Source organism: Pseudobacillus badius (assembly GCF_002189605.1).
GTDB classification, from domain to species: domain Bacteria; phylum Bacillota; class Bacilli; order Bacillales; family Domibacillaceae; genus Pseudobacillus; species Pseudobacillus badius.
The window spans coordinates 418,499-440,674 of the sequence record NZ_MWMM01000002.1 but is presented as its reverse complement, the minus strand read 5'-3'; the positions used below and the strand labels follow the sequence as shown (position 1 = coordinate 440,674).

Below are 22,176 nucleotides of genomic sequence, written 5' to 3'. Positions count from 1 at the left end.
TTTTCTTTTGTTGAGGAAGGGTCCAGTTTCTTTCCATTCCAGGCGCTTCGCTTTCCGCGGGGCGGGCGGCAAGCCTCCTCGGCGCGAAAAGCGCCTGCGGGGTCTCGCCTGTCCCGCAGCTCCCGCCGGAGTCTGCGCGCCTTTCATTCCAATCAACAGGTATATAAAAAGAGGATAGCTGTATAGAGATATCTATTTGAAACTGGAATAATCGTGCCGTTATCCAACGTCTGAATGAAAAATCAGCCGTTTTTTTCTTTTGTTGAGGAAGGGTCCAGTTTCTTTCCATTCCAGGCGCTTCGCTTTCCGCGGGGCGGGCGGCAAGCCTCCTCGGCGCGAAAAGCGCCTGCGGGGTCTCGCCTGTCCCGCAGCTCCCGCCGGAGTCTGCGCGCCTTTCGTTCCAACCAACAGGTTGTATAAAAAGAGGATAGCTGTATAAAACGCTTGAGGTGAGGAAGGGGCTTTCAAGCGAATGATTGCTGCCGCTTTTATTGATGACTTGGCGGAAGCGGTGTACGCGAAAATGAGCCCTGTAAGCATGGCTCCTGTTGGTGTGATTAAAAGGATATTTGTTACACATGAATGAGGCAGATGTGTAAGAGGCCGATCATCTCCGCTGTCATGAGTCTAAAGACAATAGCCAGATGGATTTGGCAGGGGCTAGAAATGACCCGAATAAGTGACCTGGAGAGGCTTATTTTTGTCTCAGGTGGCTTGAAAGTTATTTTGAAAAAAGAACGGGGTTCGGAATGATTTCATTCCGAACCCCGTTTGTTTGGTGATAAACTGAAACCGGAGAATCCGGTTTTTATACTTTTTTCAATTTGAAAGGACTGACCATTAATAAGGATAATGAAATAATAATAACCATAAATAAAGGCATTGGGAGATATGGAATGGCTAAATAGCTGAGGGTTAGCAAGCAGCCGGCTGCTGTGATCGGCAAGCCATGAAAATAGCCATTATTCTCGGAAATATTGAAGCGTGCCAGCCTAAAGGCACCGCAACCAATATAAAATACCGTGAAAAACCAGCCGGGGAAGCCGAATTCAGATAATACGCCGGTATATAATAGTAGAGCGGGGGCCACACCAAAAGAAATAATATCGCACATAGAGTCCAATTGTTTGCCCAGTTCAGATTCAATATTCATTTTTCGTGCGACCATTCCATCAAAGCGATCAGCTAAAGCGGCGACAAAAATAAGCAGCAGGCCCAAATGATGTTGTCCATGCATCGTCATCAGGATGGAAAAGCCGCCTAAAGCCAAGTTTCCCATTGTGAGTACGTTAGCTGTTTGAGCTTTTATTTTTTTTATAGTGACGTCTATGACTTGAGAAATAAACAAATTTACACTCTCCTCGAATTTAGCAGGAAATCTGCCGGTAGTTTATTATATAATAATATTTTAACGATGATCTATTATACCATAAAGTGGATTGGATTTTTAAATTTTTGGAGGTTAAACCGTGCAACGGCATTTATATCGTTTTTTTATTGAGTTAACAAATAAAAGATGGTCTTCGCGATTGCTGGAGCGCTATACAAGCTCTTCTGTAAGCAAGCCGATGATCCGTCCCTTTATTAAAGCTTACCGAATCAATGAAGAGGAGATGGCCCATCCGGCTGATCATTACCAGACACTTCACGATTTCTTTATTCGTCAGCTGCTGCCCGAAGCAAGGGTGATTGAGTACGGGAAAAACCAAGTGGTCAGCCCGGTTGATGCCCTGCTCGCAGAAACAGGGGTGATTACAAGCCACTGTGAGATCGTAGTCAAGGAGAAGCCTTATTCTGTAGCTGAGATGCTCGGCAGCAGAGAAAAAGCTGCTGATTATGAAAACGGCACGTTTCTTGTTTTTTATTTAAGCCCTGGCCATTATCATCGAATCCATAGCCCAATTGATGGACAGGTGACGGAAACATGGGCGCTTGGCAGGCACTCTTATCCTGTGAACAGCCCTGGTTTGAAATATGGCAAAGCACCGCTTGCCAAGAATTACCGTGAAATTACCGAGCTGACCTTTGAGGGCGGGAAGTTGGCTGTAGTGAAAGTAGGAGCGATGTTCGTTAACTCGATTGAGCGTTCCCATAACAGACCAACCTGGAAGCAAGGGGAAGAGGTAGCCTATTTCAACTTTGGTTCTACGGTTGTCCTCTTGTTTGAGCCAGGTACATTTAGATTGAATGAACAATTGGCTGTGCCTTGCGAAGTAAAAGTCGGTGAGACCGTCGGCACTTTTGCATAAAAAAAAGCACTGCTTGAGCGAGTGCTTTCTATATTAGTGCGCTTGTACTTGGAAGTAAAGAGCTCTCTTTTTTAATTCGTCTTCGATTAATAAGATAAAATCACGGCTAAGATCCAGCTTGCGTGCTTTTGCATAAGCTTCTAAAAGAACATCATCAGAGATGCGGTGCATGTCTTATTCACCTCCAAAGAAATAAGTGGTCTATAATAGGTGAAGTGGCATAAGATGGTAGGTTCAAGTTGTTTACTACCCCACTGTACTAAATATAAACGAAAAGAACAAGTGTTCCTTTATCCACAGAGTTAGGTGGATAAATTGTGGATAGATTGTGTTTAAGTAGGGGGAAAGGGCAGAAAACTAAAAGGATAATGTGTATAAAGTTATCCACATTTTAAAAGTGAAAAAAATGTCGGAAAATATTTTTCATTTTTTAAAAAAATTTACAGTTTACTGCTGGGTGTTTTAACGTTTTATTTTGTCACGACAGCTAAAATCAGCTATGATAAAGGCAATGAAAGCCTAGAGAACGGAGTGTAGGGATTGTTAAAGAAATTTTTGCCGAGCGAGCATGTTAAAAGCATTTTTCACATTACACCAGAATATTTGAAGTCCAAAGGGGTGAAAGCCATCATTACCGATTTGGATAATACACTTGTATCTTGGGATCGCCCCGATGCAACGCCGGAATTACTGGAATGGTTCAAGGAAATGAAAAAAGTAGGCATTAAAGTGCTAATTGTTTCCAATAATAATCAAAAACGCGTAAGCACCTTTTCGCAGCCTATTGATATTCCATACATCTTTGAAGCCCGCAAACCAATGGGAAAAGCGTTTCGAAGAGCTGTAAAAATATTAGGCACGAAAAAGGAAGAAACTGTCGTGATCGGTGATCAGTTGCTGACGGATGTATTTGGCGGCAACCGAAATGGCTTTTATACAATTTTAGTGGTGCCGGTCGCCCAGACGGATGGTTTCTGGACGCGGTTCAACCGCCGGATTGAACGGCGGATTATGAACTTCTTTAAACGAAAAGGTTTAATTCAATGGGAGGAAAGTAAGTGAATAACGAAAAGATTATTTGTATAGGATGCGGAGTCAGCGTACAATCAGAAGATCCGGCCGGCCTTGGTTATGCGCCGGCTTCTGCTCTGGAAAAAGAAGAGATTGTCTGCCAGCGTTGTTTTCGCTTGAAGAACTATAATGAAGTTCAGGATGTTTCTTTGACGGATGACGACTTTTTAAACATCTTGAACACACTTGGACAAACAGACAGCTTGATTGTAAAAATTGTTGATATTTTCGATTTTAATGGTAGCTGGCTGCCCGGCTTGCACCGTTTTGTCGGGAGGAATCCGGTTCTTTTGATTGGCAACAAAGCAGATCTTTTGCCTAAGTCAGTGAAGAAAAACAGGTTGATTAACTGGATGAAACAACAAGCTAAAGAGCTTGGCTTAAAGCCGATTGATGTGCTGCTTGTCAGCGCGGCAAAGGGAGCCTCCATGCAAGAGGCGATGGAGGCGATCGATCATTATCGAAATGGAAAGGATGTATATGTCGTTGGGTGCACGAATGTAGGCAAATCCACGTTTATTAACCGTATCATTAAAGAGGGAACGGGAGACAAGGATGTAATTACCACGTCTCATTTTCCGGGAACGACGCTTGATATGATTGAGATTCCGTTAGATGACGGCCATTTTCTTGTGGATACGCCGGGGATCATTAATCACCATCAAATGGCTCACTTTGTTGATAAACGGGACTTAAAATACATTACGCCGAAAAAAGAAATTAAGCCGAAGATTTTTCAGTTAAATGAGCAGCAAACATTATTTTTTGGCGGTTTGGCTCGCTTTGATTATCTTTCAGGAGGGCGCCGTTCCTTCACGTGTTATTTGTCCAATGAATTAATGATTCATCGGACAAAGCTCGAGAAAGCAGATGAATTGTATGCTTCTCATGCAGGAGAATTGCTTACTCCGCCGCGCAGAGAGGAAATGGAAGGCTTTCCGGAATTTACCCGCCAGGAATTCATGATTAAGGAAGAAAAAATGGATGTCGTCTTTTCAGGCCTTGGCTGGGTGACCATTAATGAACCGGGCGCCAAAGTAGCCGCTTATGTGCCAAAGGGAGTTAGTGTCTTTCTGCGGAAATCCTTAATTTAGAAGGGGGAGAGAAGCCGTGAGAAAATTATTTGGGGTTATAGGCGATCCAATTGCTCATTCCATGTCTCCGCTGATGCATAACGATGCATTTGCCCAGCTTGGCATCGACGGATATTACCAGCCTTTTCATGTGAAATCGGCTGATTTAGCCGCTGCTGTTCATGGCATGAAGGCGATCGGTGTGCAAGGATTTAATGTGACAATTCCCCATAAAACAGCGATTATGCCCTTGCTTGACCAAATTGATCCGCTTGCGAAGGCAATCGGCGCCGTTAATACAGTCGTCCGCGAAAACGGCGGATGGACGGGATATAACACAGATGGAGCAGGTTTTGTGCAAGGGCTGCGCGAGGAGTGCGGCGGGCCGCTTGAAGACAAGAGGGTATTGCTCATCGGCGCAGGAGGGGCCGCGCGTGCCATTTATTATACGCTGGCTTCAGAAAAGGTCCATCAGATCGATATTGCCAACCGTACGCTTGAAAAAGCAGCCAGTCTTGCGGAGAGCTGCCCTTATTCTGTTGCTGGTACGGTAAAAACAACGCAGGAAGCGGAAGCGGAGCTGGCGGCATATGATATTATTATCCAGACCACTTCAATCGGCATGCTGCCGCTTATTGAAGCAGCTCCGCTGTCTGTTGAAAATATAAAGACGGGCGCCTTTGTCTCTGATATTATTTATAATCCTTTTGAAACGAAGCTCCTGCAGGAAGCGAAAAAACAGGGGGCCCGTATACAAAATGGGCTGAAAATGTTTGTTTACCAAGGAGCGCTCGCTTTTGAAAAATGGACAGGCCAAACACCGGATATTGAACGAATGGCAGACATTGTACGACATCAACTAGGAGGAAACTATGTTAACAACTAAGCAAAAAACATTTTTACGCTCGAAAGCCCATCATCTGGATCCTATTTTTCAAGTAGGAAAAGGCGGGGTAAATGAAAATATGGTGAAACAAATCGCCGATGCGCTTGAAGCGCGCGAATTAATTAAAGTCAGTGTGCTGCAAAATTGCGGAGAAGATAAGCAAGAGGTGGCAAAGCTATTAGCGAAAGGAGCCCGTGCCGAGCTCGTGCAGGTCATTGGCAGCATTATTGTGCTGTATAAAGAATCGAGAGAAAGCAAAAAAATCGAGCTGCCAAGATGAAGAAAAAAGCAGGCATTTTAGGGGGAACATTCAATCCCCCTCATTTGGGCCATTTAATGATAGCCAATGAGGTGCTTGAGGCTCTTCAGTTGGATGAGGTCCGCTTTATGCCGAACTATCATCCGCCGCATAAAGAGATGGATCATCGTGTGACTGATGAAGACCGCATCCATATGCTCCAAGCTGCTATTGACGGGCACCCGCGTTTTGTACTTGAGCTGATAGAAATGGAGCGTAAAGGCACTTCTTATACGTTTGACACGATGAAGGCGCTGCAGGAGCAGGAGCCTGAAACGGAATTTTACTTTATCATCGGCGGCGATATGATTGAATACTTGCCGAAATGGTACAAAATTGCCGAGCTTAGCCGGATGGTTACATTTGCCGGGGTGCGCCGGCCGGGGTATTCTGTGGAGACTCCCTACCCGGTGCAGTTGGTTGACACACCGGAAATCTATCTGTCTTCTACCATGCTCAGACAAAGGGCTGCAAGCGGTGGCACGCTGCGCTATTTGCTCCCTGAGAAGGTAATCGCTTATATAAAGGAGAATCGTCTATATGAAGCGTGAAGAGGCACTCTCGCTAGTGAGAGATCAAATAACCGAGCATCGCTATACACATACTCTCGGGGTGGTAGATACCGCCATTACGCTGGCCGAGAAGTACGGGGCTGATGTTCAAAAGGCCGAGCTGGCTGCCATCTTTCATGATTATGCTAAGTTCCGCCCCAAAGAGGAGATGGCAGCTATCATTAAGCAGCAAAAAATGGACCCGCAGCTGCTTTCTTTTCATTCAGAGCTATGGCATGCTCCGGTAGGCGCTTATTTAGTGCAAAAAGAAGCTGGCGTGACGGATGAAGCTGTTTTGAATGCGATCCGTTACCATACGTCAGGAAGAATTGGCATGACGTTGCTTGAAAAAGTGGTTTATGTTGCAGACTATATTGAACCGGGTCGCCGCTTTCCGGGGGTCGAGGAAGTACGTGAGTTGGCACAGCAAGATTTGGATGCTGCCCTCATTCAGGCACTAAAAAACACGATTCAGTTTTTGATGAAGAAAAATCAGCCGGTGTATCCGGATACTTTTCATACGTACAATGATTTAACGATGAAAAAAGAGGAGGCTAATTAATGGATCAACCAGAAATTTTACAACGGGTCGCTAATGCGGCAGACGATAAGCGTGCAGAAAATATTGTGGTGCTAAACATGAGGGGAATTTCGCTTATGGCCGACTACTTTATGATCTGTCATGGAAACTCTGATAAACAGGTGCAAGCCATTGCCCGTGAGATTAAAGAGCAGGCAGAGGAGCTCGGTTATGAAGTGAAGCGGATGGAAGGCTTTGATGAAGCACAATGGGTATTAATTGACTTGGGAGACATTATTGTTCATGTATTCCATCGTGAGGAGCGGCTTTATTATAACTTGGAACGCCTTTGGGGAGATGCTCCGGAGCTGGATGTGGAGAGAGAATTACTTTCATGACCTATGAACGCTTCGCCTATGTGTATGACTTTTTAATGGAGGATGTGCCGTACGGAGAATGGCTTGCTTTTTTTCGGCGTCATACATCGGCCTTATCCGGGAAAAAGGTGTTAGACCTTGCATGCGGCACCGGAGAATTTACCTGGCGGCTTGCAGAAGCCGGCTGGGATGTCACTGGGGCAGATTTGTCAGACAGTATGCTGCTGGCGGCCCGGCAGAAAATGGACAGCAAAGGGCTGACGATTCCGCTGTTCCAGCAGGATATGCGCAGCCTTGAAGATCTTGGTCTTTTTGATGCCGTCACGATTTTCTGTGATTCCCTTAATTATTTAACAGAGGAGGAGGACATCAAGCGTGCGTTTCAAGGAGTGAAAAAGCACTTGAAACCAGGCGGCTCGCTTTTATTTGATGTTCACTCCTTATATAAAATGCGTGCGATTTTCAAAGACGGTACATTCACGGCTGTCGATGATTCAGTTTCCTATATTTGGAATTGTTTTGATGGAGAGTATCCCGATAGCGTAGAACATGAACTGACCTTTTTCGTTCGTGAGGACAAGCTCGGTTTATATGAACGATTTGATGAGCTGCATGTCCAGCGTGCATTTGCTATTGAACAGTATAAAGCATGGCTTGAGGAAGCTGGTTTTACCAACATTGCCATAACAGCCGATTTTACTGATCAGCCGCCGGACGAAGCAAGTGAGAGAATTTTCTTCTCTTGTACAAGCGGCTCCGTCCGTCCATAAATGGAGAGAGGCCTGTCCAACAAGTCTCTGAAATAAAAACAGGCAGAGAAAAGGAGCCGCCTCAAAAGGTCGTTTTTCATGACCCTTTGGGGCAGCTCTTTCTTTTTATGAAAAGGACTTAAGCTCCCATTTTTTAATTGAGCGCCGGGAAAGCCTATACGCCTATCGAAAAAATAAAAAGGATTTTCTAATTCAGCGGCGAATAAATTAAGGGATTCCAAATTGCGCCGCTGTTTCCTGTTTGTCCTCAGCAAACTTCTTATGGGTGGCCTGAAACAGCTTCGTGAACATATCTCCTGTCTCCGCTTCTAAAACAGCAATCCCTTTTCCGGTCACTCCTCCCTTTACGCATACTTTTTCTTCTAACTCGGCTAGTGTATACTCTTTTTGTTTAAATAACTCTCCAAGGCCGGCAAGCATGGATTCTGCCAGTTTTTCTGCTGTTTCTGCCTCCATTCCGGTTGTTTCGGCTCCTTCGATGAATTTCCTCGTCAGAAAGCTGATAAATGCCGGGCCGCAGCTGACAAGGTCAGAGGCCGCACGTGTCACTGCCTCATCAATTTCCACAGCCTCTTTGCACAATTTATCCATCCGCTTTTTCATTTCGACTTTCCATTTTTCTTCACATTTTTCTCCAAAGGTATAGAGAACCGTTCCTGATAAGACTTTATTCGTGATGCTCGGGATCATTCTCATGCATGAACACGGCAGGACCGACTCTAATTGGGCGGTACTGACGGGACTAGTAATAGATACGACGCATTGTTCAGGGCGAAACAAAGAACGGGCGCCCTGAAGCAGCGGATGGATGTCGTGGGGTTTTACGCAAATAAATAAAAGCTCACATGCTTGAACGAGCCCGGCAAACTCTTTGCTGACTGTAATGTCCGGGTGCTTTTTCTGAATCTGCTGTGCTTTTTCCGGCGTTCGGTTCATAATGACCAGGTCGGAAGCAGAGACAGCTTTTGATGCCACTAAAGCATCAATTAAGATGCTTCCCATATTGCCTGTTCCGGCTACTCCTATTTTCATTCAGTATTTTCCCTCCTTATACAAGCTGCTTTTACAATGTATGAAAAAAAAGCTGGTTTATGAGAAAGAGGTGAGAAAGATCGATATAAAAACATGGATCACCCAGTACAAAATGTACATTTTGGCAGGAGGCGCACTTGCGGCGTTCGGGCTCTACCAGCTGACTGCTGAAGAGGCTTCACCCGAAATACCAGCCTTGGAAGAAGCAGCGCCGGCCGGAGGAAATATGGCTCCAGTGCCGGCACCTCCGCTGTCAGAGCCGCAGGAGCCCGCTGTTCTCATGGTTGATATTAAAGGAGCTGTAGCGGCGCCCGGCATTTACTCGTTAAAAAACGGAGAGAGAATTAACGACGCAATAACGAAGGCGGGCGGTTTTCAAAAGGAGGCTGACCGGACAGCCATCAACCTCGCCCAGAAGCTGCAGGATGAAATGATCATTTATGTGCCGAAAGTCGGCGAGACGCCGCCGGAAGAGGCAGCAGGAGCTGCTGTCCCGGAGAAGAGCATAGCCGGGCATTCGGCAGGAGGGGGAGCAGCTCTTAATATTAATAAAGCGTCCGTCGAGGAGCTGCAGCAGCTGCCGGGCATCGGGAAGGCCAAAGCTCAGGCAATTATCGATTACAGGGAAACGATAGGAGCCTTTACAAAGCCGGATGACTTGAAAAGTGTCTCGGGCATTGGAGACAAAACCTTTGAAAAGCTGGCGCCGCTTGTAGTTGTTCAGTAACAGGGATTGACGGAAGTGTTTTATTGCCGCTACACTAAAGAAAAATGAATTTGCTGAAGGAAGAGTGAGAACAGATGAACAGAAAGAGCTGGGATGAATATTTTTTGGATATTGCCCAAGTCGTTTCGACCCGTTCCACATGCAACCGTCTGCATGTTGGCTGTGTGATTGTGAAGGATAAGCATATCATCTCTACAGGTTACAACGGCTCTATTCATGGACATGCCCATTGTGAGGAGGAAGGCTGTCTGCTGTCAGATGAAAAGCGCTGCATCAGATGCCTGCATGCGGAGTTAAACGCCGTTCTGCACGCAGAGCGGGATAAATTGAAAGGCGCGGCTGCTTACGTCACGCATGAACCGTGTGAAAACTGTGCAAAGACATTGGCGCAGGCTGGAATCAAAAAGATTGTTTACAGAAATGCTTATCCGAATAAATGGAATAAACATTTTTTAAAGGACATCGAAGTCGTTCATTTACCTTAATCAAACTATTGAAGGGGGAGTTATGCGCGGAAAGCTTATTTATATGGCAATGGGCGTACTCTTAGGTTTATTGTGGGCGCTTCCTTCGTTAGGAAGCCTTCGTTTGCTTCTGACTGCTGCCGTTTTCTTTGTTATCATTCAGCTTGATAAGAGGGGAAGGGCAGCTCTTTTTAGTTGTGCCATCTCCGGCTTTTTAGCCGGACAATGGGCGGAGGAACGAAACAATACAGCTTTTACTGGAGATGAAGAGAAATGGCTGGTAACGTTTTCGGGTGAGACGATGATTGATGGGGACCGGCTGAAAGCGACTGTCACAGCGGATCATAAAGAAAGGCTGCGCCTGGTTTACCGGCTGTCTTCTGCTGAAGAAGCGGAACAGCTTCAGGCGGGATTGCTGCCGGGAACAGTTTGTTATGTTGCGGGCAAGCTGGAAGAGCCTGGAGGAAAACGCAACCGGAACGGCTTTGATTATCAATCGCTACTCAAGAACAAGCATATTTTCTGGCAGCTGAAGGTTGACCGCTTGTCCTTATCATCCTGTGTAAAAGGTGGAAAAACGATCAAGAAGGATATTCTGCAATGGCGGCAAAAAGGAATCAGCCATCTAAAAGCAGTTTTTCCTGAAGGTTTGCAACCCGTTGCTGCTGCTTTATTGTTTGGGGATCGCTCTTTAACTGAGGAAGAGGTGCTGACCGCTTATCAGCGTCTCGGCATCATTCACTTGCTGGCTATATCAGGCCTTCATGTTGGCTTAGTGACTTCTTTGGCTTATTACGTGATGATACGGGTGGGGATAGTGAAAGAAACGGCTCAAATCGCTTTGCTTATCGCTCTTCCGGTATATGCGCTCTTAGCCGGCGGCTCTCCCCCTGTCGTCCGGGCGGCGTTAATGACGATTCTTATCCTGCTGGCCCTTCGCTTTCAGCGGCGATTTACTCCTCTGGATGCCCTTGGCGCAAGCTTTATCATCGTGATGATGCTTGATCCGTACTTGATTTATCAGGCCGGATTTCAGCTTTCTTACCTCGTTAGTTTCTCGTTGCTTCTTTCCTCTCCTTTTATCTTGTCTGCTCCGGCTTCTCTCCTAGGGAAAATGCTGGCAGTCACCTCTGTTTCCCAAATAGCCGGTTTACCGGTCTTGATGTACCACTTTTTTGAGGTGTCTATTTATTCCTTTGCGGCCAATTTATTTTTCGTCCCCTTTTACTCTTTCTTCGTTTTGCCCCTGCTTGTAATTATTTTTCCTTTAAGTTTTTTGCTGAGCTCCGCCGTGATTTTATTAGAGCCGCTTCAGCTTCTGCTTGAAAAAGCAGATCAAATCGCGGTAGAAGCGAGCAGATGGCCGGGGGCCGTCGTTGTCACCGGCCGCCCGGGAGAGTTTCTGTTGACTCTTATTTGCCTCTTGGTGCTGGCAGCTTTTCTGCAATGGGAAAAAACACAGGACGGGAAACGGGTAGTCGCTTTTCTGGTGATGATCATTGGTATTCCTGTAACGGCGCACACCTATTCGCCGGCAGGAGAGGTGTCATTTATCGATGTAGGGCAGGGAGATGCGATTTTTATTGTCCTTCCGTTTAACAAAGGCAATTATTTGATCGATACAGGCGGGCTGCTGCCGTTTCAGAAGGAGGAATGGCAAAAGCAAAGAAACAGCTTTTCGATCGGTGACGATGTTCTGATTCCTTATTTAAAAGGCAGAGGAGTCACTCGTATTGATAAGCTGATTCTGACACATAGCGACTATGATCATATCGGGGCAGCCAAAGAGTTATTCCCTCACTTCTCTATTAGGGAGGTCATCATTAGCCCGGGATCAGAAACAAAACCGGTGATGCAGCAGACAATCGAAGAGGCGCGCCTGCATAAAGCTTCTATCCGCTACGGAAAATACATGGAAAGCTGGCAAAGCGGCGGGGCCTACTTTCAAATTGTTTCGCCTGCAGACAGGCAGTATGAAGGAAATGATGATTCACTCGTCATTTATGCAGTGCTTGGGGGAAAGAAATGGCTATTCACAGGGGATATGGAGGCACAAGGAGAAACACAGCTCATGGAACATGCAGCTATTGATATTGATGTGTTAAAGGTTGGACATCACGGGAGCCGTTCGTCAACGACAGAAGCTTTTCTGAGCAAAGCGGCACCTGAAACGGCTGTCATCTCTCTTGGAAAAAACAACCGGTATAGCCATCCGCACAGAGAAGTGACCGACCGTCTTCAAGCCCATGGAATAGAGATTTGGCGTACAGATCTTCATGGAGAGGTGGTGTATAAGTATAGAGCGGGGGAAACAGGCACGTTTTCAGCCATCTATCCGTAAACTATACAAGAGGCTGTCGGAAGCGGAAAAAAGCCCGTCAATTGACGGGCTTTTGCGGCAGTTATCCAATCGCTTTGATAACCTGTGCAATAATGAAGATAATAGTAAAAAAAGCGAAAGAAACACCAAAAGCTACTCCAGAATCTACTGCGTCATTACGCGTTGATTGGACATTTTTTTCAAATTCGTTCACAACTACCCCTCCTATTTCATTTATAGTATAGACGAACCTTTTTAAAAAATCCAGACTGTCCTTGCTAATTCCTGCTTTGACAAGAGTTAACTGCAATAAGATTGACAAATTCGGTGAAAATACAATTAACATGATCACCGTCTGTAAAGCTGTTTCCCGGGGCAGCGTTGCCGGCGTTCATATAGATCACGGGGAGGCTTCTTCAGAAGTTTCCCCTTGTCAAATGAAAGAAGCTTTTTTAACATGGGAGTATCATACATGAAAGTGGAGAGAAAAGCCATTGATGCCCATTTGGAAAAAACTAGAGCAAAAACAATTATCAGCACTTTATTTGCTGTATGGAACAGAAGCGTTTCTAATCCATGAAACAAAGCAACGACTGATTCAATCTGTCCTGACAGAAGAAGAAATGGATTTTAACTTTTCATCGTACGACCTTGAGGAAACCCCTGTAGAAACAGCGCTGGAAGAAGCGGAAATCTTTCCTTTTATGGGAGAAAAAAAACTTGTTATTTTAAAAAATCCAGTGTTTTTAACTGCTGAACGTTCGAAGGATAAAATCGAGCATAATATCAAAAAGCTGGAAGAATACATAGCCAACCCTGCTCCTTATACGATCCTTGTTTTTTCTGCTCCTTACGAAAAATTAGATGAACGCAAAAAAATAACCAAGCTGCTGAAGAAAAATGCGGAAGTCATGGAAGCGAACAAGCTGAGTGATAAAGAATTGAAGTCCTGGCTTCGTTCCCGGGCAGCAGCCAGCGGAGCGCAAATTGATGAAGAGGCGCTGGACCATCTTCTTGCGATTGCGGGTACAGATTTAATGATGCTTGCCTCCGAGATGGATAAATTAGCCTTGTACGTGTCCGGTGCACAGCCGATTACGGTCGATATCGTCGATCAGCTGACAGCCCGTTCGTTAGAGCAGGATATTTTCTCTTTAGTGGATAAGGTGGTAACCGGGCAGGCCGAGAAGGCTTTTCGTATTTATTACGATCTGCTGAAGTTGAACGAGGAGCCAATTAAGATCCTTGCTGTAATCGCTAATCAGTTCCGCCTCATTTATCAGACGAAGGAGCTGGCGCGAAAAGGATATGGCCAGCAGCAAGTAGCCAGCTTTTTAAAAGTGCATCCATTCCGGGTGAAGCTTGCAGCTGGCCAGGCGCGCAGTTTTTCGGATGAGCAGCTTGCAGCTATAATGATGCTGCTGGCCAATAGCGACCTGGACATGAAAACGAGTGCAATGGCTAAGCCGCTGATCGTTGAAATGTTTCTGTTTAAGCTGCAAAGTCTTATGAGCAGATGAATGAATTCATAAAATGAAGAGTGTTTTCCTTGCAAGCGGGTGCCTGGCTTGCAAGGAAAAGAGGAATAAAGAAAATGAAACAAAAAATCCTTCAAGCGGGGCTTGAAGGATTTTTTGTTGAGCGAAACGGTCATTGATTACGCGTTAAGCTGTTTCAATAGACGAGATTTTTTACGGTTTGCAGCGTTTTTATGGATTAAACCTTTAGCGGCAGCTTTATCAAGGCTTCTTGCTGCTTGAGCGAAAAGATCTTTTGCGTTTTCCTCATTGTTGGCAGCTGCTGTTTCAAATTTCTTCACAGCTGTACGCATTGCAGATTTTTGCTGGTTGTTGCGCTCTGTACGATCTTGGATCGTTTTTGTGCGTTTAATAGCGGATTTAATATTTGGCATTCCGGTCACCTCCTAAAGCGATCGAGATTCTATCTTTTACTCGACTTCCATTTTCCTTATAAGAACAAAAGTTATTCTATCAAACAGAAGGGGAGATTGCAATAGTTACATTCGCAATTTGTGTCAAGGAATGAACTTTTACACAGTTGGGCAGACTAAAAGAAAAGTTTATTTAAAAGGGGGCACATATGATGGAAGAATCATCTCTTGATTTAAGCCGGTATGCAGTTAGAACAGATTTAGCTGTGGAAGCAAAGACGCTGGCAGAGGAACGCCAGCAAGGCAATCAGCAAGTAGCGGGCGTTTTCACGGAAGAGCGGACAATTAATGATATTACTGTCACTTCCGTTACGATTGATGAGGAAGGGCAAAAGGCAACGGGGAAAAAAGCCGGTCTTTATTTAACGATAGAATCGCAAGGAATCCGCACTCATGATACAAGCCATCAGCATGAAGTCGAAAAAGTGCTGGCGAGCGAGTTTGCCGCTTTTTTAAAAAAGAAAGGCATTCAGGAAGACGCAAGCTGCCTGGTTGTTGGTTTAGGAAACGAAGATGTTACACCCGACGCGCTTGGTCCGCTTGTATGCGGGGAAATCATGATAACGAGGCATTTGTTTGAGCTGCAGCCAGACCGGGTGGAGGAAGGCTACCGGCCCGTTAGCTCTCTTATTCCCGGAGTGATGGGAATGACGGGAATTGAAACGAGCGATATTGTGTTTGGGGTAGTAGAAAAAACAAAGCCCGACTTTTTAGTCGTCATTGATGCGCTTGCTTCCCGGTCTATTGAACGGGTCAACGCTACTGTGCAAATCGCCGACACAGGTATTCAGCCGGGAGCAGGCGTAGGAAACAGAAGAAAAGAGCTGAGTGAGAGCACGCTTGGTATTCCGGTCATCGCGATCGGTGTTCCCACTGTGGTAGATGCTGTATCGATTACAAGTGATACGATTGATTTTATTCTTAAGCATTTAGGAAAGGAGATCCAAGAAGGGGACCGTCCTTCTGGTGCTTTGGCTCCAGCCGGCTTTTCTTTCGGCAGAAACCGGCTGTCGGAGAATCATTTGCCGGATGAGGAGAAGAGACAGTCTTTTCTGGGAATGATCGGCACCTTGCCTGAGGAGGAAAAGAGGCAGCTGATTCGTGAAGTGTTGTCTCCCTTGGGACACAATTTGATGGTCACACCAAAGGAAATTGATTTATTTATTAAGGACACCGCTAACTTGTTAGCTAACTGTTTGAATGCTGCTTTGCACTCGGCAATCGATCAGGGGAATACTGGGTTTTTTACGAAGTGAGCAAGGCTCCTAGCCGTCGATAGAGCAGCCTTTCTTCGGCCAAGAGAAACGATTGTTCTCATCCTTCTCAACAAAAATTGTTCTGCTTTTTCTGATGAAGTCATACGATAGTACAAGACTTTTGCAGAAAGGGTGGAGCAATGAAGGAGAATCAGCCGTATGAACTTTTTTCAATTAATTTGTCAACGATCTTAAAGGGAATGATGATTTTTACACTCTCTCTCCTCTCACTTTTTTCATTTGCCGGCATGTTAACGTCTCTCACTTACAATTATCGCCTCTCTTCCCACTCTGTGAATGAGGCAGCGGAGAATGTGCCCGGCGGTGCGCTTTATTATTTGTATACAATGGAAAACAAGCTGTTTGCGGCCCATGCGCCTGAGGGCGCGCGGCCGCCTTCATTAAGCGAGGTAGCTTTCCGGTATGCGACCAATGTCCGCTTTCAGGACCCGCGCAGCTTTTTAGGAAGAGAAATTCCCGGCTTTTCTATTTATGATGGGGAAATCTTAGTAGCCGGAGAAGGAACCGACTATACAAACATGCCGATTGAATCCGAGCCTCCTGATAGGGTCCTTGATAAGGGGAATGATGTGGCAGTCAAGCCAGCCAAAGAGATTCCCAGAGAGAAAGACAGTCCGCCGCCGTCTTTGACAACCGGCGGGAAAAAGCGGGTGTATTTGTATTTTACCCATACGAGAGAATCATACTTGCCGCATCTGCAAGGAGTGTCTTCGGCGGATTCTGCTCATCACTCTGCCTTAAACGTGACGAAAGTGGGCGAGATGGTGCGCAAAGCACTTGAAGCTAAAGGCATCGGCACCACGGTCGACAAAACGGATATCGTTGCTAAGCTGGACCAGTCAGGCAGAAAGTACAGCCAATCTTATCAGGAGTCACGGGCGCTTGTTGCTTCCGCGCAGTCTAATCATCGAGATTTGCAATATTTTATTGATATTCATAGAGACTCGCAGCGCAAGGAAGTGACGACAGCTTCTATAAATGGGAAAGATTATGCGAAGGTAGTATTTGTCGTCGGCGGCGAGCATGCAAACTATGAAAAAAATGTCAAGCTGGCCACGCAATGGCACAATCTATTAGAGAAGAAATATAAAGGGTTATCCAGAGGAGTTATCTTAAAACAGGGGAAAAATACGAACGGTAAATTCAATCAGGACCTGTCCGATAAAGCCATGCTGATTGAGTTTGGCGGGGTAGATAATACATTTGAAGAATTAAACCGCACAGCGGAGGCATTCGCGGATGTATTCGCAGACTATTATTGGCAGGCAGAGGCAGTACAAGCTGACTGAAGGCCGGTAAGAAAGGATCTTCCCATGAAAATTTTTCTGTTGAAAATAAGCCTTGTTCTCTCTCTTTTTTTTATTGGTGTATTAATCGGTTCTTTCCATAGCCAAAATCCTCAAACGCCTTCCTTTTATGGGCAAACGGAGGAACCGCCGTTTTCTTTTTTCGAACAAGATGAAGCGGAAATCGACCTGCAGAAGAAACGAGAGAGGCTGCAGGACGAAGAGAATGTTAATCTATTTTCTAAAGCGGGGCAATCTTTGGCTGAAGCCGTTACATTTGCTGCTGCTTCCTTATTTAATAGTTAGAAACCGCATGCCTGTTTTTCAGGATGCGGTTTTTTCTTGGCGAAAGCAAAGGCTCTTGTATTTTTGCGAATTGTCAATTGCTTTTCTGGCTGATATAATCAATCCTAGTATACATGCGCCGACTAACAGGAGTGAAGAAAAACATGAATAATGAAGAGAAAAAAAGAAGACAAGAGCATATTAGAAACTTCTCGATTATTGCTCACATTGACCACGGGAAGTCTACTTTAGCCGATCGGATTCTAGAGTATACAAATGCTCTGTCTGCGCGGGAAATGAAAAGCCAGCTGCTCGATTCCATGGATCTTGAACGCGAGCGGGGAATTACTATTAAATTAAATGCTGTTCAGCTGAAGTATCAGGCAAAGGACGGCGAAGAATATATTTTCCATCTAATCGATACACCAGGGCATGTCGATTTCACATATGAAGTGTCCCGCAGCCTGGCTGCCTGTGAAGGGGCGATCCTCGTTGTAGATGCGGCGCAAGGAATTGAGGCGCAAACGCTTGCGAATGTTTATCTTGCTTTGGATAATGATTTAGAAATCCTTCCAGTTATTAATAAAATTGATTTGCCGGCAGCAGAACCGGAGCGTGTCCGCCAGGAAGTGGAAGATGTCATCGGTCTTGATGCGTCGGAAGCTGTGCTTGCCTCTGCAAAGGCCGGAATCGGGATTGAGGAAATTCTGGAGCAAATTGTGGAAAAGGTTCCTGCTCCTGCAGGAGACCCTTCCGCTCCATTAAAGGCGTTAATCTTTGACTCTTTATATGATGCCTACCGCGGAGTAGTCGCTTATATTCGGGTCGTAGACGGCTCGGTAAAAGCCGGCGATAAGATTAGAATGATGGCCACTGGAAAAGAATTCGAGGTCACTGAAGTCGGTGTATTTACGCCGAAAGCGACTGTTCGTGATGAGCTGACAGTTGGAGATGTAGGTTTCTTGACTGCTGCCATTAAAAATGTGGGAGATACAAGAGTCGGGGATACGATCACTTCGGCTCATAATCAGGCTGCTGAAGCGCTGCCTGGATACAGAAAGCTGAATCCAATGGTGTATTGCGGTCTCTATCCGATTGACTCATCCAAGTTCAATGACCTGCGTGAAGCGCTGGAAAAGCTTGAACTAAATGATTCGGCGCTGCAATTCGAGCCAGAAACCTCACAAGCGCTGGGCTTTGGCTTCCGTTGCGGGTTCCTTGGCCTCCTCCATATGGAAATCATCCAAGAGCGAATTGAGCGCGAGTTTAAAATTGATTTGATTACGACAGCGCCAAGCGTTATTTATAAAGTCCGCTTAACCAATGGGGAAGAAATTAATGTCGATAATCCTTCCAATATGCCGGATCCGCAAAAAATTGATGTTGTGGAAGAGCCGTATGTGAAAGCCTCTATTATGGTGCCGAACGACTATGTCGGTGCAGTCATGGAGCTTTCCCAGAATAAACGCGGAATCTTTATCGATATGCAATACATGGATGAAAACCGGGTAAATGTAATCTATGAAATTCCGCTTTCAGAAATTGTTTATGATTTCTTTGACCAATTAAAATCAAGTACAAAAGGCTACGCTTCTTTTGACTATGAATTGATTGGATACAAGCCATCGAAGCTTGTTAAGATGGATATTTTGCTAAATGGCGACAAAGTTGATGCTTTAAGCTTTATCGTCCACCGCGACTTTGCTTATGACCGCGGAAAAGCCATTGTTGAGAAGCTGAAAAGCCTCATTCCGAGACAGCAATTTGAAGTTCCTGTCCAGGCGGCAATCGGCCAGAAGATTGTTGCGCGTTCAACCATTAAATCAATGGGCAAAAACGTTCTCGCTAAATGTTACGGCGGCGATATTTCCCGGAAACGCAAATTGCTAGAGAAGCAAAAAGAAGGGAAAAAGCGGATGAAGCAAGTCGGATCAGTTGAAGTGCCGCAAGAGGCCTTTATGGCTGTTCTGAAGATGGATGACGAGAATAATAAATAAGGAAATGAGAGAGGGAAAGCGCAGATGCTTCCCCTTTTTCTCGTTATTGAACAAACAAAGAGGAGTTTTTACATGATACGTTCCGCTTACATTCACATTCCTTTCTGCCATCAGATTTGTCATTACTGTGATTTTAATAAGGTTTTTTTGAAAAATCAGCCCGTGGAAGACTATATTAAGGCATTGGCCGGCGAGATAAGTATGACGATGGAACGTTATCCGTCAGACCGGCTTGATACGATCTTTGTCGGCGGCGGCACACCGACGGCTCTCACCGCTGCACAGCTGGACCAGTTGTGCCAGGCCATTCGCAAGCACTTGCCTTTTGAAAAAGGGGAATTTACATTTGAAGCAAATCCGGGCGATTTAACGCCAGAGAAGCTGACGGTGCTAAGTGATTATGGAGTGAACCGTTTGAGCCTTGGGGTGCAGTCTTTTAATGATCAGCTGCTTCAGGCGATTGGCCGCACGCATTCGAGCGCCGATGTGTTTGCCACAGTTGAAAATGCTAAAAAAGCCGGATTTTCTAATATAAGCATTGATTTAATTTATGCCTTGCCGGATCAGACGCTGGCGGATTTTCGGGATACTTTGAAGCAGGCTCTGAGCCTGCAGCTTCCCCATTACTCGGCCTACTCACTGATTATCGAACCGAAGACCGTGTTTTATAATTTAATGAGAAAAGATGCATTGCCGCTTCCGAAGGTGGAAACCGAGACAGCAATGTACGAGCTGCTTGCAGAGGAAATGGCCGCTTCCGGCTTGCAGCAATACGAGATCAGCAACTTTGCCATTCCTGAGTTTGAAAGCTGTCATAATCTTGTATACTGGAATAATGAATACTATTATGGATTCGGAGCGGGAGCCCATTCTTATATGGAAGGGATCAGGCGCTCCAATCACGGGCCGTTGAAAAAATATATGGCCCCTATACAGGAAGGACGCCTCCCTTGGCTTCATGAAAATAAGCTTTCTGAAAAAGAGAAGATGGAAGAGGAGATGTTTCTCGGTCTTCGAAAGACAGCAGGTGTGTCGGCTGTCCGTTTTGAAGAGAAATTTGGCCGGTCCCCTCAATCTTTATTCGGGAAGCCGATAGCAGAAATGACGGCCAGAGGGCTGCTCACAGCAGATAAAGACGGGTCCATCCGCCTGACAGCACAGGGAAAGCTGTTAGGGAATGAAGTATTCCAAGCATTTTTGCTTGCTGAAGAAGAATAACAGAGCAGGATAATCGGTGCTCTGTCGTTGACATTAACCGCCGATTTTGATAATTTATTTATAGATTTAGCACTCATAACAAGCGAGTGCTAACAGAGGTGATCAACGATGTTAACCGATCGTCAACTTTTTATTTTGCAAATAATTATTGATGATTTCATTCGATCTGCTCAGCCGGTCGGCTCCCGCAGCCTCGCAGAAAAAGAAGAAATAACATTTAGCTCGGCTACGATCCGCAATGACATGGCGGAGCTGGAGAACCTTGGCTTCATCGAGAAGCCCCATACATCCTCGGGGCGTGTGCCGTCAGAAAGAGGCTACCGCTATTATGTAGATCATTTGCTGCGTCCCAAAAAGCTGAACTATCAGGAAGTAGAGACGATCAACTCTATCTTTGGCGGACGCATTTATGAGCTTGAGAAAGTTGTACAGAAATCAGCAGAGATTTTATCGGAACTGACCAATTACACGGCCATCGTGTTAGGGCCGGAATTAAAGGATAATAAGCTGAAGAAGCTGCAAATTGTGCCGCTTGGCCAAGATGCCGCTGTGGCGATTATCGTGACAGATACTGGCCATGTGGAAAATCGGACGTTTACTTTGCCGGAGCGGGTGCATCCTTCCGATATTGAAAAGATGGTCAATATCTTAAATGAAAAGCTTATTGGTGTACCTCTTTCTGAGCTGCATGATAAATTATATAAAGAAATTGTTGTATTGCTTCGCCGGCACATTCAAAATCATGATGCCTTGCTGGCGATGTTTACGCAAGCTGTCGATTTGCATGCGAATGAAAAACTATTCTTCGGCGGCAAAACAAAGATTTTGAATCAGCCGGAATTTCATGATGTGGAGAAAATCCGGCTAGTGATGAACATGATTGATCAGGAAGAAGGGATCTATCGCCTGATCAGCGGTGTTCCTGCCGGCATTCAAGTCAAGATCGGCAAAGAAAATAAAAATGCTGCTATGCAGCACTGCAGCTTGATCACCGCTTCTTATTCCGTCGGCAATGAACAAGTCGGAACGATTGCGATCCTTGGCCCGACGAGAATGGAATACTCGCGCGTCATCAGTCTTGTTGACTTTTTAAGCCATGATATGACCAAAGCGTTAACTAATTTTTATCATAGCTGAAGTGGAGCAGGCGGAAATTAGCGGTTTTTGGCTAATTTCCTTCTCTTTGTGCAAAAAGCGAGAAGGGTCCGTCCTCCCTTTATTCTTTAAAGGAGGTGAAACGAATGGCAGAAGAGAAAGAATTGAAGAAAGAAGAAAATGAACAGCAACCTGTAACAGCAGAAGCTTCCGTACAAGAGGAAAATGCGCCGGCTGAAGAAGAACAGCCTGCAGCAGAAGCTTCTCTTGAAAAAATAAATGAGCTTGAGCAAAAGCTTGAAGAAGCGGAAAACCGTTATTTGCGTCTCCTTGCGGACTTTGATAACTCCCGCCGCCGCGCGCAGCTGGACCGTGAAGCAAGCGAGAAGTATCGAGCCCAAAGCTTAATTTCTGACCTTCTTCCACTGCTAGACAACTTTGAGCGCGCCTTAAAGGTGGAAGCGACGAATGAACAGACACAATCCGTTCTCCAAGGAATGGAGATGGTCTATAAAGGTCTGGTTTCAGCTCTTGAGAAAGAAGGCGTGGAAGTGATCGAGGCGATCGGCAAAGAATTTGATCCTAATGTCCATCAGGCTGTAATGACGGATAGCAATGATCAATACGGCCCTAATGAAGTGATTGAAGAATTTCAAAAAGGGTATAAGCTGAAAGATCGCGTGATTCGTCCATCCATGGTAAAGGTCAATCAATAACTATTACATATTC

Annotated in this window: 25 protein-coding genes and 1 pseudogene; 21 read left to right on the top strand and 5 right to left on the bottom strand. The window is 45.4% G+C overall.

All coding sequences use genetic code 11. The features are described from left to right. Nucleotides 1-808 precede the first annotated feature (808 nt). Nucleotides 809-1,348: a CDP-diacylglycerol--serine O-phosphatidyltransferase gene (gene pssA, locus B1A98_RS05345; RefSeq protein ID WP_063385515.1), complete on the bottom strand. Its 540-nt coding sequence runs from the start codon at nucleotides 1,346-1,348 to the stop codon at nucleotides 809-811. A 121-nt stretch (nucleotides 1,349-1,469) separates the two neighbouring features. Between pssA and B1A98_RS05340 the strand changes: the two genes are divergently transcribed. Then, nucleotides 1,470-2,249 carry a phosphatidylserine decarboxylase gene (locus B1A98_RS05340; protein WP_041097375.1) on the top strand — a complete coding sequence of 260 codons (780 nt, stop codon included), beginning with the start codon at nucleotides 1,470-1,472 and terminating at the stop codon, nucleotides 2,247-2,249. A 33-nt stretch (nucleotides 2,250-2,282) separates the two neighbouring features. Here B1A98_RS05340 and B1A98_RS05335 read toward each other — a convergent pair whose 3' ends face one another. Beyond that, nucleotides 2,283-2,420 (bottom strand): sporulation histidine kinase inhibitor Sda, encoded by a 138-nt coding sequence (locus B1A98_RS05335; protein ID WP_061786744.1) that lies wholly within the window; start codon nucleotides 2,418-2,420, stop codon nucleotides 2,283-2,285. Between the two features lie 369 nt (nucleotides 2,421-2,789). On the opposite strand from B1A98_RS05335, the gene B1A98_RS05330 reads away from it, so the two are divergent. From B1A98_RS05330 to B1A98_RS05295, 8 genes are read left to right on the top strand one after another with little or no spacing between them, the layout of a single operon-like run. Then, complete coding sequence (locus tag B1A98_RS05330; RefSeq protein WP_063385516.1) at nucleotides 2,790-3,311, top strand: YqeG family HAD IIIA-type phosphatase; 522 nt, start codon at nucleotides 2,790-2,792, stop codon at nucleotides 3,309-3,311. After that, nucleotides 3,308-4,414 (top strand): ribosome biogenesis GTPase YqeH, encoded by a 1,107-nt coding sequence (gene yqeH, locus B1A98_RS05325; RefSeq protein ID WP_063385517.1) that lies wholly within the window; start codon nucleotides 3,308-3,310, stop codon nucleotides 4,412-4,414. The genes B1A98_RS05330 and yqeH overlap by 4 nt, the downstream gene beginning before the upstream one ends. Before the next feature lie 16 nt (nucleotides 4,415-4,430). Continuing rightward, nucleotides 4,431-5,279, top strand: a complete 849-nt coding sequence (gene aroE / locus B1A98_RS05320; RefSeq protein WP_063385518.1) for a shikimate dehydrogenase — start codon at nucleotides 4,431-4,433, stop codon at nucleotides 5,277-5,279. Beyond that, nucleotides 5,266-5,559: a ribosome assembly RNA-binding protein YhbY gene (gene yhbY, locus B1A98_RS05315; RefSeq protein ID WP_063385519.1), complete on the top strand. Its 294-nt coding sequence runs from the start codon at nucleotides 5,266-5,268 to the stop codon at nucleotides 5,557-5,559. Before aroE ends, yhbY begins: the two co-directional genes overlap by 14 nt. Beyond that, nucleotides 5,556-6,128, top strand: coding sequence for a nicotinate-nucleotide adenylyltransferase (locus B1A98_RS05310; protein ID WP_063385520.1), 573 nt, complete (start codon nucleotides 5,556-5,558; stop codon nucleotides 6,126-6,128). The genes yhbY and B1A98_RS05310 overlap by 4 nt, the downstream gene beginning before the upstream one ends. After that, nucleotides 6,118-6,690, top strand: coding sequence for a bis(5'-nucleosyl)-tetraphosphatase (symmetrical) YqeK (yqeK, locus tag B1A98_RS05305; protein WP_063385521.1), 573 nt, complete (start codon nucleotides 6,118-6,120; stop codon nucleotides 6,688-6,690). Before B1A98_RS05310 ends, yqeK begins: the two co-directional genes overlap by 11 nt. Next, nucleotides 6,690-7,046, top strand: coding sequence for a ribosome silencing factor (rsfS, locus tag B1A98_RS05300; RefSeq protein WP_041097361.1), 357 nt, complete (start codon nucleotides 6,690-6,692; stop codon nucleotides 7,044-7,046). The genes yqeK and rsfS overlap by 1 nt, the downstream gene beginning before the upstream one ends. Next, the gene (locus tag B1A98_RS05295) at nucleotides 7,043-7,795 is read left to right on the top strand and encodes a class I SAM-dependent DNA methyltransferase (protein ID WP_063385522.1); all 753 of its coding nucleotides are present in this window, start codon (nucleotides 7,043-7,045) and stop codon (nucleotides 7,793-7,795) included. The genes rsfS and B1A98_RS05295 overlap by 4 nt, the downstream gene beginning before the upstream one ends. Before the next feature lie 207 nt (nucleotides 7,796-8,002). On the opposite strand, the gene comER is transcribed toward B1A98_RS05295, so the two are convergent. Then, a complete protein-coding gene (gene comER / locus B1A98_RS05290; RefSeq protein ID WP_063385523.1) occupies nucleotides 8,003-8,827 on the bottom strand; it encodes a late competence protein ComER in 825 nt (274 codons plus the stop codon). Nucleotides 8,828-8,897: 70 nt separating this feature from the next. On the opposite strand from comER, the gene B1A98_RS05285 reads away from it, so the two are divergent. The 3 genes from B1A98_RS05285 (at nucleotide 8,898) to B1A98_RS05275 (ending at nucleotide 12,359) form a co-directional block, all read left to right on the top strand. Next, nucleotides 8,898-9,554: a helix-hairpin-helix domain-containing protein gene (locus B1A98_RS05285; RefSeq protein ID WP_158286016.1), complete on the top strand. Its 657-nt coding sequence runs from the start codon at nucleotides 8,898-8,900 to the stop codon at nucleotides 9,552-9,554. Nucleotides 9,555-9,628: 74 nt separating this feature from the next. Next, on the top strand, nucleotides 9,629-10,039 hold the full coding sequence (locus tag B1A98_RS05280; protein ID WP_041097354.1) for a deoxycytidylate deaminase: 411 nt from the start codon (nucleotides 9,629-9,631) through the stop codon (nucleotides 10,037-10,039). A gap of 22 nt (nucleotides 10,040-10,061) precedes the next feature. Further along, nucleotides 10,062-12,359 carry a DNA internalization-related competence protein ComEC/Rec2 gene (locus tag B1A98_RS05275; protein ID WP_063385524.1) on the top strand — a complete coding sequence of 766 codons (2,298 nt, stop codon included), beginning with the start codon at nucleotides 10,062-10,064 and terminating at the stop codon, nucleotides 12,357-12,359. A 61-nt stretch (nucleotides 12,360-12,420) separates the two neighbouring features. Here B1A98_RS05275 and B1A98_RS05270 read toward each other — a convergent pair whose 3' ends face one another. Continuing rightward, on the bottom strand, nucleotides 12,421-12,552 hold the full coding sequence (locus B1A98_RS05270) for a YqzM family protein (protein ID WP_041097350.1): 132 nt from the start codon (nucleotides 12,550-12,552) through the stop codon (nucleotides 12,421-12,423). 283 nt (nucleotides 12,553-12,835) lie between these two features. On the opposite strand from B1A98_RS05270, the gene holA reads away from it, so the two are divergent. Next, nucleotides 12,836-13,858 carry a DNA polymerase III subunit delta gene (holA, locus tag B1A98_RS05265; protein WP_063385847.1) on the top strand — a complete coding sequence of 341 codons (1,023 nt, stop codon included), beginning with the start codon at nucleotides 12,836-12,838 and terminating at the stop codon, nucleotides 13,856-13,858. A 137-nt stretch (nucleotides 13,859-13,995) separates the two neighbouring features. Here holA and rpsT read toward each other — a convergent pair whose 3' ends face one another. Further along, nucleotides 13,996-14,250: a 30S ribosomal protein S20 gene (rpsT, locus tag B1A98_RS05260; RefSeq protein WP_041097348.1), complete on the bottom strand. Its 255-nt coding sequence runs from the start codon at nucleotides 14,248-14,250 to the stop codon at nucleotides 13,996-13,998. Nucleotides 14,251-14,441: 191 nt separating this feature from the next. On the opposite strand from rpsT, the gene gpr reads away from it, so the two are divergent. The 8 genes and pseudogenes from gpr (at nucleotide 14,442) to grpE (ending at nucleotide 22,163) form a co-directional block, all read left to right on the top strand. Next, nucleotides 14,442-15,545: a GPR endopeptidase gene (gene gpr, locus B1A98_RS05255; protein ID WP_063385525.1), complete on the top strand. Its 1,104-nt coding sequence runs from the start codon at nucleotides 14,442-14,444 to the stop codon at nucleotides 15,543-15,545. 27 nt (nucleotides 15,546-15,572) lie between these two features. After that, nucleotides 15,573-15,656, top strand: a pseudogene (locus B1A98_RS20985) (hypothetical protein); the annotation flags it as partial. 29 nt (nucleotides 15,657-15,685) lie between these two features. Beyond that, nucleotides 15,686-16,855, top strand: coding sequence for a stage II sporulation protein P (gene spoIIP / locus B1A98_RS05250; protein ID WP_063385526.1), 1,170 nt, complete (start codon nucleotides 15,686-15,688; stop codon nucleotides 16,853-16,855). A gap of 24 nt (nucleotides 16,856-16,879) precedes the next feature. Further along, nucleotides 16,880-17,158 (top strand): hypothetical protein, encoded by a 279-nt coding sequence (locus B1A98_RS05245; protein ID WP_063385527.1) that lies wholly within the window; start codon nucleotides 16,880-16,882, stop codon nucleotides 17,156-17,158. A 143-nt stretch (nucleotides 17,159-17,301) separates the two neighbouring features. Further along, complete coding sequence (lepA, locus tag B1A98_RS05240) at nucleotides 17,302-19,134, top strand: translation elongation factor 4 (RefSeq protein WP_041097340.1); 1,833 nt, start codon at nucleotides 17,302-17,304, stop codon at nucleotides 19,132-19,134. Nucleotides 19,135-19,206: 72 nt separating this feature from the next. Continuing rightward, on the top strand, nucleotides 19,207-20,352 hold the full coding sequence (hemW, locus tag B1A98_RS05235; protein WP_063385528.1) for a radical SAM family heme chaperone HemW: 1,146 nt from the start codon (nucleotides 19,207-19,209) through the stop codon (nucleotides 20,350-20,352). A gap of 108 nt (nucleotides 20,353-20,460) precedes the next feature. Then, nucleotides 20,461-21,489 (top strand): heat-inducible transcriptional repressor HrcA, encoded by a 1,029-nt coding sequence (gene hrcA, locus B1A98_RS05230; protein WP_063385529.1) that lies wholly within the window; start codon nucleotides 20,461-20,463, stop codon nucleotides 21,487-21,489. 104 nt (nucleotides 21,490-21,593) lie between these two features. Further along, nucleotides 21,594-22,163, top strand: a complete 570-nt coding sequence (gene grpE / locus B1A98_RS05225) for a nucleotide exchange factor GrpE (protein WP_041097334.1) — start codon at nucleotides 21,594-21,596, stop codon at nucleotides 22,161-22,163. Nucleotides 22,164-22,176: the final 13 nt, after the last annotated feature.